Origin of the sequence: Flavobacterium aquicola (assembly GCF_003385115.1) — a bacterium.
Classification (GTDB): domain Bacteria; phylum Bacteroidota; class Bacteroidia; order Flavobacteriales; family Flavobacteriaceae; genus Flavobacterium; species Flavobacterium aquicola.
The window spans coordinates 303-15,928 of the sequence record NZ_QUNI01000023.1 but is presented as its reverse complement, the minus strand read 5'-3'; the positions used below and the strand labels follow the sequence as shown (position 1 = coordinate 15,928).

Annotated in this window: 2 protein-coding genes; both read right to left on the bottom strand. The window is 36.1% G+C overall.

Annotated features, from left to right (window positions below):
• Positions 1-12,185, bottom strand: a 12,185-nt coding sequence (locus C8P67_RS21270; RefSeq protein WP_115815213.1) for a non-ribosomal peptide synthetase, incomplete at its 3' end; no start/stop codon positions are given.
• On the bottom strand, positions 12,185-15,626 hold a 3,442-nt coding region (locus C8P67_RS21265), incomplete at its 5' end, for a non-ribosomal peptide synthetase (RefSeq protein ID WP_147298274.1). The genes C8P67_RS21270 and C8P67_RS21265, both read right to left, overlap by 1 nt.

Below are 15,626 nucleotides of genomic sequence, written 5' to 3'. Positions count from 1 at the left end.
CCCGATCTGTATAATCTGGAAGTTTTATCCTCAATAAACGGATTCTTTATAAACTTCTCTTGAGTTAAGTCTTCTCTATTCAAATAGCCTCGGGCCACCTGAACGCCTCCTATACATAATTCTCCAATTACTCCTATTGGCAATAACTGGTTTTGATTGTCTAAAACATACAAACTTGTATTGGCTACTGGCTTTCCTATTAGAACTTGAGACAAAGATTCTTCTAGTGGTACTTGCCATGAGCTTACATCTATTGCTGCCTCTGTCGGTCCATATAAATTGTCTAATTGAACCTCCTTGAATTTATTCTTAAATAAGTTTATTTGATCTACTTGTAGAGCCTCTCCACTACATAAAACTCGCCTTAAGGAGTTACAATCTCCCAATTTGATATCTTCTAAGAAAACCCTCAACATCGAAGGAACAAAATGAATCGTCGTGATGTTTTCCTTGTCTATAATGTATTTTAAATACTCAACATCTTTGTGTCCTTCCGGTTTGGCAAAAACCAATCGTGCCCCACAAGTAATAGCCCATAAAAATTCCCATACTGATACATCAAAATTAAAAGACGTCTTCTGTAGGATTGCATCATCACTCTTAAGTTGATAATGCGATTGTGTCCATAATAAGCGGTTCACAATACCTCCATGTTCATTCATCACTCCTTTAGGAGTACCAGTACTTCCAGAAGTATATATAACATAGGCTAAATTAGATGCAGACAATACATTACTGAGTTTCCCTGTAGAGTAGCCAGAGATAAGATCCCAATCTTTATCCAAACATAGAACTGATAAACCTTCACCTTTGCTTATAACATTGCTACTTGTTTCACTACTTAAAACCAAACCTATTTTGGCATCTTTAAGCATATAATCTATACGATCTGTTGGATACTCCGGATCGATGGGAACATAAGCTCCTCCTGATTTTAATATTCCCAGAATACCAATGAGCATCTCTAAACTTCGCTCCAGACAAATGCCCACAAGATCATCCGGCTGTATGCCTTGTTCGCGTAAATAATGCCCCAGCTGATTTGAGCGTTGATCTAATTCTTTATAACTTAATTGTTCCTGTTTATAAACAACTGCAATAGCATTTGGTGTTCGTTTAACCTGTTGGGTGAACAAATCTACTACGGTCTTATCTAATGGATAGGCAGCATCAGTATTATTAAATTCAAATAATAATTGATTCTCCTCTTGCGAAGTAAGCAGGGACAGACTGCTTATTGGTTGCGTAATATTGCCTGCAATACTAACCAACAGCTCTTGATAATGCAACAGCATTCGATCTATTGTTCCTTTGTCAAATAAAGCTGTACAATAATTTATTCCTAATGAAATACCTTTGTTACTCTCTGATACACTAAGTGACAAATCAAATTGAGAACTTACCACTTCAATATAATGTGATGATAAGGTCAAGCCTTCTAAAGCTGCATCTGCACTTTCTTTATTATTGTGTAAGGAAAACATCACTTGAAACAATGGACTCATACTCATATCACGGGTCGCAACCACCCGATCCACAACCTTCTCAAAAGGTGCAAGCTGATGGTCATAACCTTCCAGAGTTGTCTGTTTTACTCTTGACAATAAATCTCTAAAGCTAGGGTTGCCACTTAAATCACTGCGAAGTGCTAGGGTATTTACAAAAAAGCCTATCATTCCTTCTAACTCTGATTGCGTACGATTCGCAATTGGTGTTCCTACACAAATATCATCCTGTCCGCTATATTGCAATAATAATATCTTGAAAGCAGATAACATTAGCATAAATAGCGTTACGCCTTCTTCCTGACAGATAAAGTTTAATGAGTCTCTCAGCTCTTTTCCTAATTCTAAAGAAACATTGGCTCCTTCATTGCTCTGCACAACAGGACGAACATAATCCGTTGGTAAAGACAAGGTAGTTACACCTTTTAATTTTTCTTCCCAATAGGATATCTGATTCTCCAAAACCTCCCCTTCTAAATACTTGCGCTGCCAAATGGCATAATCTGCATATTGTAAACTAAGCTCTGGTAAAACTGCTTTGCGGCCAGATTGCAGAGCACTGTACAGCTCCGTAAACTCATTCACTAAAATTACGTCTGACCAGCCATCACTGGCAATATGATGGAAAACACAAGCCAGAACATATTTCTCATTTCCTAATGTATACAAACACGCTCGCAGCTTGTAATCTTTTGATAAATCAAAAGGTTTATTTACATAATCTGTTATAATATTTCCTAATAATAACTCATCAGATACAATTGCTTTATCCAATGACCAGCCCTCGGCGCTGATAATTTCCTGATAACCGATTCCCTCTTCTGAAAGAAGCATAGTGCGTAAAACCTCATGGCGCGAAACAATCTCATATAAGGTTTGTTCCAGTATCGATTCCTGTAAGACTCCTTCTAAACCAAGAATAGTAGGTACGTGATATTCTGTAGTGCCCCGCAGCTGATCCAAAAACCATAGTCGCTCCTGACTAAACGATAAAGGAATGCGAACTCCTCTTTCCTGCACAACAATAGTTGGTAGTAGAATTTGTTTATCTTTTGACAACAAGAGTGCTGATATCTCTAAGATACTTTGATATTCAAAAACCTCATGGATTGACATTTCGACTTCAAACACCTTACGGATAAGCGATATCATTCTAATAGCCAACAAACTATGACCACCCAATTCGAAGAAATTATCATAAACTCCTATTTGTTCTACTCCTAAGAGATTCTGCCAGATTTCTGCTAATTGTGTTTCTATTTCGTTGCTTGGTGCTACATATTCTTTACTCGATAAGTCTGAATTATCCGGATCCGGTAATGACTTCTTATCAACTTTAGCATTACTGGTTAATGGAAAACTATCTAATACTACCCACAATTGAGGTACCATATAATCAGGCAACTTCGTTTTTAATGATTCTTGTATCGATTCTTTATCAAAATCATCGTCAGATACAACATAACCTACCAGACGCTTGCTGCCACTTGCATCTTCCTTAGCCAATACACAGCACTGTATTATTCCTGGTAAAGAAAATAATGCATTTTCGATCTCGCCTAACTCTATTCGATAACCGCGGATCTTAACCTGATTATCTTTTCTGCCTATATACACTATATTACCCTCAGGCAACCATTGTGCCAGATCGCCAGTTTTGTATAGTCGCTCCCCTTTAATAAAAGGATTCGCTATAAACTTCTCTCTCGTTAAGTCCTCTCTATTCAAATAGCCACGAGCTAAACCAGCTCCTGATATACATAATTCTCCAATTACTCCAATAGGAACTATATTTTGACTATCATCAAGTATATAAATTTGTGTATTGGCTATTGGTGTTCCTATAGGCACTGTTGTACCAATTTCCCCACTAAAGGTAGTAGCACAAATACTAACTTCTGTTGGTCCATAAGCATTGATGTATTTTCCTGTTTCTGCAAATAACTTTGCCTGTTTTAATGGCGCTTGTTCTCCTGCTGTTATCAATGTTCTTATGCTGGATATTTGATTACAATCCAATAATGTTAAAAAGGCAGGAGGTAATGTGGCTATTGATATTTGATTTTTTTCAACATAATCTACAAAATAACTCACATTAAACTTATTTTCTTCTTCTATTATATATAATTGTGATCCTGATAATAGCGATATAAAAATCTCTGATATAGAAGCATCAAAAGAATGACTCGCAAATTGTAAACAATTATCAGCTTCGGTTACTGAAAAAGTATTTATTTGTGATAACATTGTATTGACAATACTACCATGCTCTATCATAACTCCTTTTGGATTACCTGTACTTCCGGAAGTATAAATTATATAGGCTAAATCTGAAGATTTAACATTACTATTATTTAAATCTAATATTGTTACTTCTTTTGATATTGTTTCAAACTCTATGTCTATTGAAAATATCTTTGTATCATAGTCCATTACTTCAAATAAGCTTTCTGAATCTATAATTAACAATTTTACATTAGCATCTTCTATAATAAATGACTTACGTGAACTTGGATAATCTTTATCAATTGGTAAATAACAGGCTCCTGATTTCATAATTCCCAGCATAGAAACAATTGACCGCATATTACGATTCATCATTACTCCTACTATATCTTCTGATTCTAACTTACCTGTATTCTTTAAATAATACGCCAAACAATTTGATTGTTCACTAAGCTCTCTATAAGTTAATACTTCATCTTCAAACGCAACAGCAATATTATTTGGGGTTCTCTTAACCTGTTCCTCGAATAAATCAACCAGGGTCTTGTCTTTTGGATAAACAACCTGTGTGTTATTAAATTCAAATAGTATTTGTTGTTTTTCTTCAATAGACAACATCTCAAGATTACTTATTGGCTCATTTATATTTTTAATTATACTGCTAATGATTTCTTCAAAATGAATAATCATAGATTCAATAGTATCACTTTTGAACAAATCTGTACAATATTCAATATCAAATAAGATCTCTTTTTCTGTCTCCTGTGCATTAAATGAAAGATCCAATATAGAGTTTATATTATCTCTCTCATAGCCATCTATAGTTATTTTATCTAAAAATACTTCTTCTGATCTTGGGGTATTATTTAATAAAAATTTTACTTGAAATAAAGGGCTCATACTCGTATCCCGAGTTGTCATGACTCTGTCTACAACTTTCTCAAATGGAGCACTCTGGTTATTATAAGCATTTAAAGTTGTTTCTTTAACTTGAACTAATAGATCTTTAAATGAATTTTTACAATCTATCTTGGTACGTATTGTTAGATTATTAATAAAAAATCCTATTACTCCTTCTAATTCAGCTTGTGTTCTATTGGCTGTTGGTGTACCAACACAAATATCTTCTTGTCCACTATATTTATACAGCAACACTTTGAAAGCAGATAGTAACACCATGAACATCGTAACACCTTCTGATTTACAAATTAATTCTAATGCACCTTTTTGCTCTTGATTTATATTAAATGACGTACTCGCTCCCGCTCTACTCTGAATTGATGGTCGTACATAATCTGTAGGCAGCAACAATGGTAATACTCCTCGCAATTGATTATCCCAATAACGCAACTGAGCTTCCAAAACTTCCCCTGAGACATATTTACGCTGCCAAATAGCGTAATCTGCATACTGGATTGGTAATGAAGGCAAACTCGGAGTCCTACCTTGAATCTTAGCACTGTACAGTTCTATAAACTCATTCACTAAAATACCCTCTGACCAGCCATCGCTGGCAATATGATGGAACACGCATGCTAAGACATACTGCTCGTTACCCAAATGATACAAGCAACTTCTTAACTTATAATCCTTCGATAAATTAAAGGGTTGGGTCACATAACTATCCAGACTGGTTTCCAGCAAGTTTGCATCGGATATTTCAAACTGATCCAACGACCAGCCTTCTGCGCTTATAATTTCCTGATAACCAATTCCGTCTTCTGATAAAAGCATACTGCGTAAGACCTCATGACGCGAAACAATCTCCTGTATGGTTTGTTCCAATATCGATACCTCTAATGCTCCTTCTAAACGAAGAATACTAGGTACGTGATATTCTGTACTGCCTTGCAACTGATCCAAAAACCATAGACGTTCCTGACTAAACGATAAAGGAATACGAGCCGGACGCTCCTCTGCAACAATTGTTGGTAATAAAACACCTTCTGACTGGGCTGATAGATGAGCTTCTAATTCAGAAATCGTGGTGTGTTCAAATACTTTCCGAATAGAAGTTTCTATTAACAGTTTCTTTCGAATCATAGAAACCAAACGTGTAGCCAATAAACTATGACCACCCAATTCAAAGAAATCATCATGAATTCCTACTTTACCAATTCCTAATAATTCCTGCCAGATTACTGTTAACTTCTCTTCGGTTTTGTTGCGTGGTGCTACGTATTCTTTGCTTGATAATTCTGAACCATCCGGATCTGGCAATGACTTCTTATCCAGTTTTCCATTACTGATTAATGGCATTTCTTCTAACTCTATCCAAATCATAGGAACCATATACTCCGGCAAACTTGATTTTAATCCATTTTGCAATAACTCTTTGTTCAATATTCCGTCCAAGACCACATAACCAACGAGCCTTAGAGATCCGCTGGAATCTTCCTTTGCCAATACACAGCACTGTGTTACTCCTGGTAATGATGACAATACGTTTTCGATCTCGCCCAGCTCTATTCGATAGCCGTGGACCTTAACCTGATCATCTTTTCTGCCGATATATTCTATATTTCCGTCTGGCAACCAACGGGCTAAATCGCCTGTCTTATAAATTCGTTCGCCTTCTCTAAACGGATTCGCTGTAAACTTATCGTTAGTTAATTCTTCTTTATTTAAATAGCCTCGGGCCACCTGAACGCCTCCTATACATAATTCTCCAATTACTCCTATTGGCAATAATTGATTTTGACTGTCTAAAACATATAAACTTGTATTGGCTACCGGCTTTCCTATTAGAACTTGAGATAAGGAATCCCCTAGTGGTACTTCCCATGAACTTACTTCAATTGCGGCCTCGGTAGGTCCATATAAATTATCTAATCGAACATCCTTAAATTTATCGTTAAATAAGAGAACTTGATCTACTTGCAAAGCCTCTCCACTACACAAAACTTGTTTTAAGGAAGTACAATCCCCTAATTCGATGTCCTCTAAGAAAACCCTCAGCATCGAAGGAACAAAATGAATGGTCGTGATGTTTTCCTTTTCTATAATCTGCTTTAAATACTCAACATCCTTATGTCCTTCCGGTTTGGCAAAAACCAATCGTGCCCCAAAACTAATAGCCCACAAAAATTCCCATACTGATACATCAAAACCAAAAGATGTCTTCTGTAGGATTGTATCATCACTCTTAAGCTGATATTGGGATTGTGCCCATAATAAGCGATTCAAAATACCTCCATGTTCATTCATCACTCCCTTAGGAGTACCAGTGCTTCCCGAAGTATAGATAACATATGCTAAATTAGATGCAGTTAATACATTGCTGAGTTCCCCCGCAGAATAACCCGAGATAAGATCCCAATCTTTATCCAGACAAAGAACTGATAAATCTTCACCTTTGTTTATAACATTACTGCTTGTTTCGCTGCTTAGAACCAAACCAATACCGGCATCTTTAAGCATATAGTCAATACGATCTGTTGGATACTCCGGATCGATGGGAACATAAGCTCCTCCTGATTTTAAGATTCCAAGTATACCTACGAGCATCTCCAGGCTTCGCTCCAGGCAAATAGCCACAAGATCATCCGGCTGTACGCCTTGTTCACGTAAATAATGCCCCAACTGATTCGAACGCTCATCTAATTCTTTATAAGTCAGCTCTTCCTGTTCATAAACAACTGCGATAGCATCAGGTGTTTGTTTAGCCTGCTCTTCGAATAAATCAACGATGGTTTTATCTAATGGAAATACAACATCAGTGTTATTGAAAACATTCAACAATTGATGTGATTCTTCCTTGGTAAGTATTGAAAGATTGCTTATAGGCTGCGTGATATTGTCTGCAATACTAGCCAACAGTTCTTGGTAATGCAACAGCATACGGTCGATCGTAGCCTTATCAAACAAAGCCGTACAATAATTTATTCCCAGAGAAATACCTTGATCGCCTTCTGATACACTAAATGTTAAATCAAACTTGGAAGTAACGGTATCAAACTCGTATCCAGAAATGGATATATCACTTAAACCTCTATCTTTTTCTCCAAAATTATCATCCGCATTTTGTAATACAAATAAAACCTGAAACAACGGCGTCATGCTCATATCGCGGGCAGTAATCACCCGATCTACAACCTTTTCAAAAGGTGTTAACTGATGGTCATAACCTTCCAGAGTTGTCTTCTTCACTCTTGACAATAATTCCTTAAAACTAGGATCGCCGCTTAAATCACTGCGAAGTGCTAAAGTATTGACAAAAAAGCCAATCATTCCTTCTAATTCCGATTGGGTACGATTCGCAATTGGTGTTCCTACACAAATATCATCCTGACCACTATATCGGGATAACAATACTTTAAAAGCTGATAACAATAACATAAACAGCGTCACGCCTTCTTGTTGACAGATAGATCTCAATGAGTCTCTCAGCTCTTTTCCTAATTCTAAAGAAACACTAGCTCCTTCATTACTCTGTACAGAAGGACGAACATGATCCGTAGGTAAAGACAACGTACTTAATCCTCTTAGTTTTTCTTCCCAATACGTTAACTGATTATCTAAAATAGCACCTTCCAAATACCTGCGCTGCCAAATGGCATAATCTGCATATTGCAAACTAAGCTCTGGTAAATCAGGAATTTTGTTTGATTGAAAGGCGCTGTACAATTCCATAAACTCCTTCACCAAGATTCCCTCTGACCAGCCATCGCTGGCAATATGATGGAAAACATTTGCTAATACATATTGATTGTTCCCCAGACCATACAAACAGGAGCGTAACTTGTAATCTTTCGATAAATCAAATGGACGCATCAGATAATCCTGCAGACTGCTTTCCAGCATTAATTCATCCTCTATTTCCAATTGATCCAATGACCAGCCCTCTGCACTGATAATTTCCTGATAACCTACTCCGTCTTCTGAAAGAAGCATACTGCGCAAGATCTCATGACGCGAAACAATTTCTTGTAAAGTTTGCTCTAATATTGATGATTCTAATGCTCCCTCTAAACGAAGAACAATAGGTATGTGATATTCTGTACTCCCTTGCAGCTGATCCAAAAACCATAGGCGTTCCTGACTAAATGATAAGGGAATACGCAGAGGACGCTCCTCTGCAGTAATCTCTGGTAATAAAACCCCTTCTGAATGGGCGGATATATGAGTCCCTAATCCAGAGATCGTGGTATGTTCAAATACTTCCCGGATAGAAACTTCTATGCGTAACTCCTTTCGGATCATGGAAACTAAACGCGTGGCCAATAAACTATGACCACCCAATTCGAAGAAATTATCATGAATTCCTACTTGTTCTAATCCTAAGAGATTCTGCCAGATTTCGGCTAATTGTCTTTCTGTTTCGTTGCGCGGTGCTACATATTCTTTACTGGATAATTCTGAACTATCAGGTTCCGGTAATAATCTTTTGTTTAACTTTCCATTAGTGGTTAAAGGGAAGCTCTCCAATTGAATCCAGATCATAGGAACCATGAACTCTGGTAAGCTTAATTTTAAATATTCTTGTATTTGATTTTTATTTAACTCCTTATCTACAACAACATAACCAACCAGACGCTTGTTCCCACCTGCATCTTCCTTAGCCAGAACACAGCACTGTGTTACTCCCGGTAATGATGACAATATATTCTCTATTTCGCCCAGCTCTATTCGATAGCCGCGGATCTTAACCTGATCATCTTTTCTGCCGATATACTCTATATTTCCATCTGGCAGCCAACGGGCTAAATCGCCTGTCTTATAAATTCGTTCGCCTTCTCTAAACGGATTCGCTGTAAACTTCTCTTGAGTTAGTTCTTCTTTATTTAAATAACCTCGGGCCACCTGAACGCCTCCTATACATAATTCTCCAATTACTCCTATTGGTAATAATTTTAAACTATTGTTAAGAATATAAATTTGGGTATTGGCTATAGGCTTTCCTATTGATATAGTTTCGTCTTCGTCACTTCTACTTTTGTAGTCTATAATATCTGTTGTTACAACATGCGTTTCTGTTGGACCATAATGGTTGTGCAACATAACACCTTGTTGCTTTAGATATTTTTTTACATTTTCAGACAATTTTAATTGTTCTCCTGCTACAATAAGGTCTTTTACTGAATCTATTTTTTCGAAAACACCTTCGGCTCCAAGAAATATAAAAAAAGCTGTTGGAAGAAACATTGCTTCAATATTCTTGTTCTTAATAAAATTTACTAAACCAGCTAAATCTTTCTTAGTTTCTGATGGAACTATATATAATTCTCCTCCTTGTGTAATTGCAAAAAATATTTCCTGAAATGACATATCAAAACTTATACTTGACAATTGTGTCACCCTTTGATTAGAAATACCTAATTGATTATTATTACATATCAAGTTGAATAATGCATAATGAGACATCATTACACCTTTTGGCTTTCCTGTACTTCCTGAAGTATATAAAACATATGCCAAATCATCTGGAGCTATTACTTTATTCAAATTCTCTGTTGAATAGCCTGAAATAAGATCCCAATCAGTATCCAATAATAAAATCGATAAATCTTCATACCCTTCTAATAAGTTACCAGTAGTATTGCTGCTCAACACCGTTTTAATACTAGCATCCTTAAGCATATAAGCCACACGATCACTTGGATATTCCGGATCAATAGGAACATAAGCTCCGCCTGATTTTAATATCCCCAAAATACCAATAACCATTTCCAGGTTACGATCTAAACAAATTCCGACTAAACTATCTGTAATTATTCCTTGTCCATTTAAATAATGACTCAATTGATTCGAACGTTGATCTAATTCTTTATAAGTTAATGCCTGATATTCAAAAACTACAGCAATTGCATCAGGAATATTTTTTACCTGTTCCGAAAATAAATCTAATATTGTTTTGTCTTTAGGATATTCTGTAAAAGTATCATTGAAAATATCTAATAATTGTATCTCTTCCTTTTTGGTTAATATTGATAAACTATCTATTGGCTGTGTGATATCGCTTATTATGCTTTGCAGCAAATTTTGGTAATGCAATATCATGCGATCAATAGTAGTCTTATCAAACAAAGCTGTGCTATATTCTAAATTTAATGTAATGACTTCTTCAAATTCAGAAATCACCATATTTAAATCAAACTTAGAACTAACCATATCAAACTCATATCCCGACAAGGTAACTCCTTCCAAAGATAAATCTCCAGATCCTTCGGGAGTATTCTGTAAGACAAATAACACTTGAAATAATGGTGTCATGCTCATATCACGGGTATTAACTACACGCTCTACAACCTTTTCAAAAGGTGCCAGTTGATGGTCATACCCCTCCAGAGTGGTTTGTTTTATTCTTGACAATAAATCTTTAAAACTTGGATTATCGCTTAAATCACTGCGAAGTGCTAAGGTATTTACAAAAAAGCCTATCATTCCTTCTAGCTCCGATTGCGTCCTATTGGCTATTGGTGTTCCTACACAAATATCATCCTGACCACTATAACGAGATAACAATACCTTAAAAGCTGATAACAGCAGCATAAATAGTGTTACACCCTGCTCTTGGCATATAGAACTTAGTGAAGCGCTTATTTTTTTGTCTAACTCTAAGGAAACAATAGCTCCTGCATTGCTCTGTACAGAAGGTCGTGCATAATCCATAGGCAAGGACAAAGTACTTACAGCCCTTAATTTTGATTCCCAATAGGATAACTGATTCTCTAAAACCTCACCTACTAAATAGTTGCGCTGCCAAATGGCATAATCTGCGTATTGTAAATTAAGCTCTGGTAAAACTGCCTTACGACCAGACTCAAGAGCGCTATACAATTCCATAAACTCATTTACCAAAATACCTTGTGACCAGCCATCGCTGGCTATATGATGGAAAATGCAAGCTAAAACATACTTCTCATCTCCTAATGTATATAGACATGCTCGCAGCTTGTAATCTTTTGATAAATCAAATGGTTTATTCTGATATGTATTTAAATGACTCTCTAGCAATTCTTCATCCGATACCACTTCTTGCTCCAAAAACCAATTTTTAGCCTCTATGACCTCCTGATATCCTATTCCTTCTTCTGATAAAAGATTCGTGCGTAATACCTCATGGCGAGAAACAATAGTCTGTAATGATTCTTCTAAAATTGAAATATTTAATGCTCCATCTAAACGTAACACAATGGGCATATTATATTCTGCGCTACCGCCCAACTGATCCAAAAACCACAAACGCTCCTGACTATAAGATAGAGGAATGTACTTGATAAGATCTCTATCGAATGGTTTTACAGTATACTTCCCTAATCCTTTATCGTGATTTCTATTTACTTCAAACTTTTCAAGATGTTTAATAATAAGATCTTTATTATCTTTTATATCTGCTAGCAATGCATCATTAATATTCTCACTTTCTGATTTTAAAACTAAATTCTCGCCTTCTAGCTCTAACTTTACTCCTTGATCCTGAGCTATTTTTAAAAGATTTAATATTTTATCCATTATATTGTTATTATTTTTTTGTAAGTAATATCTTGATTTTCTTTTTCTTTGATTTCTTTGTGTCTTAAATAGGTACTTAATTCTTCTATTCTTGTAAATTCAAATACATCTTTGATTGTAATTTCACTTTCAAATTCTTTACGAATCATAGAAACTAAACGCGTGGCTAATAAACTATGACCACCCAATTCGAAGAAATTATCATTGACTCCTACTTGTTCTACGCCTAAGAGATTCTGCCAGATAGCAACCAATTTCTCTTCTGTTTCATTACGGGGAGCTATATACTCTTGTACTGAAAACACTAAACTATCCATCTCTGGTAACGCTTTTTTATCTAACTTTCCGTTACTGGTTAATGGCATTTCTTCTAACTCTACCCAAATCATAGGAACCATATATTCAGGTAAACTAAATTTTAAATTTTCTTGTAGATACTCTTTATCCAACGCTCCTTCCAATACTACATATCCTACCAAATGCTTTACTCCTTTTGTATCTTCTTTAGCTAATACACAACACTGGGTTACTCCCAATAAGGATAACAATACATTCTCAATTTCACCCAACTCTATGCGATATCCCCGTATCTTGACCTGATCATCTTTACGCCCCATAAAAATTATATTCCCATTTGAGTGATGATATCCCTGATCTCCAGTTCTATATATTCTACCTAATTTCTCATGGGTAAAGAAACTCTTATGCGTTTTTTCTTGATCTTTCCAATACCCCAATGCTACGCCTATACCTCCAATATATAAATCGCCAATTACTCCTACTGGAACAGCTTGTAATTCTTTTGTTAATAAATAAATTTTTTGATTTCCTAGAGGTTTCCCATAAGGAATACTTGTTAGATCGGTTACATCTATTTCTATTGGATAAAAAATAGACCAAATAGAAGCCTCCGTAGCTCCTCCTAAACTATATACTTTCACATCCAAACAAGAAGATCTGATTCGTTTAGGTAAATCTGTTGGAATCCAATCTCCACTCATTAATACTGTTTGTAATGACAATCTGCTATGGGTATCTTCAATATAATCCATGAAAATTTGCATTAAGGCAGGTACCGTATTCCATATTGTAATAGAATGTTTTTGACAATATTGTAACCACGATTGCGGATTACGATATTCATCCGGTGCTGGTAATATTAATTGTCCACCAACCCCTAAAACTCCAAAAATATCATAAACTGACAAATCAAAATTTAGTCTAGACAGTCCTAGTACACTATCATTTTCACTAATTTCAAAGCGTTGATTAATATCCTGTATTGTATTTAATGCTCCTTGATGATCAATCATGACTCCTTTAGGCACTCCAGTTGATCCAGAAGTAAATATTATATATGCTAAATCACTTGGGCTACAAATATGTGGAACCTTTATTAAACTATCTTGAGTATCCCACTCGTCGGGTTTTATAACATAAGTATTATAACATTCATCCAATTCTAAATTATCTAAAACTTCAGAAGTTGTTATTACTTGACTTACCTCTGCTAATTTAAGTAGCTGATTAATACGAAGGCTTGGCAAACTTGCGTCAATAGGCAAATATGCAGCTCCTGAACGCAAAATACCCAATACTGCTACTACTTCTTCCCACCCTTTATGCATCAATACCGCTACCGGTACATTAGGTCGCACATGATGACGATATAAGTATCCTGCCAAACAAAGGCTACGCTGACCTAATTCTTTATAACTTAAATTTTTATAATTTGTAATTACCGCTATCTTATCAGGAATCTCTTCAATTTTTTTGAGTAAAGGAGTATGCAAAAATCCTTTTGGAAGATTAATATTAGTAGCATTAAAATTATCGACTAATTGCTTTTCTTCATGCTCTGTTAACATGGATAAATTACCTATAGTCTGAGTAACATCATCTACAATGCTGCGTAACAACTCCTGATAATGACATAACATACTTGTTATAGTTTCTTCATAAAACAATGCTTTACAATAAACTAATTCTAATGATATCCCTAAATCATTTTCTTTTACGAATAAATTTAAATCAAACTGAGTCGCGACCTCTTCGTAATCATATGATGATAATTTAACCTCCTTTAATTTAGTCTCTAAATTATTATCTTTAAGAATGTTCTGCAGCCTAAACATTACTTGAAACAACGGCGTCATACTCATATCTCGGGTAGTAACCACACGATCTACAACCTTTTCAAAAGGAGTCAGCTGATGGTCATAACCTTCCAAAGTTGTCTGTTTAACTCTTGCCAGTACATCCTTGAAACTCGGATCGCCGCTTAAATCACTGCGAAGAGCTAAGGTATTTATGAAAAAGCCTATCATTCCCTCTAACTCCAATTGCGTACGATTCGCTATTGGTGTTCCTACACAAATATCCTCCTGTCCGCTGTATCGGGATAATAATACTTTAAAGGCTGATAACATAAACATAAACAGCGTAACGCCTTCTTTCTGGCATATAGAACTTAATGAGTCACTCAGCTCTTTTCCTAATTCTAAAGAAACACTTGCACCAGCATTGCTCTGGATAGAAGGACGAACATGATCAGTGGGTAAAGACAAGGTACTTACACCTCTTAGTTTTGCTTGCCAATAGGATAACTGATTATCTAAAACCTCGCCTTCTAAATACTTGCGCTGCCAAATGGCATAATCTGCGTATTGTAAACTAAGCTCTGGTAAATCAGGAATTTTGTTTGATTGAAAGGCGCTGTACAATTCCATAAACTCCTTCACCAAGATTCCCTCTGACCAGCCATCGCTGGCAATATGATGGAAAACATTTGCTAATACATATTGATTGTTCCCCAGACCATACAAACAGGAGCGTAACTTGTAATCTTTCGATAAATCAAATGGACGCATCAGATAATCCTGCAGACTGCTTTCCAGCATTAATTCATCCTCTATTTCCAATTGATCCAATGACCAGCCCTCTGCACTGATAATTTCCTGATAACCTACTCCGTCTTCTGAAAGAAGCATACTGCGCAAGATCTCATGACGCGAAACAATTTCTTGTAAAGTTTGCTCTAATATTGATGATTCTAATGCTCCCTCTAAACGAAGAACAATAGGTATGTGATATTCTGTACTCCCTTGCAGCTGATCCAAAAACCATAGGCGTTCCTGACTAAATGATAAGGGAATACGCAGAGGACGCTCCTCTGCAGTAATCTCTGGTAATAAAACCCCTTCTGAATGGGCGGATATATGAGTCCCTAATCCAGAGATCGTGGTATGTTCAAATACTTCCCGGATAGAAACTTCTATGCGTAACTCCTTTCGGATCATGGAAACTAAACGCGTGGCCAATAAACTATGACCACCCAATTCGAAGAAATTATCATGAATTCCTACTTGTTCTAATCCTAAGAGATTCTGCCAGATTTCGGCTAATTGTCTTTCTGTTTCGTTGCGCGGTGCTACATATTCT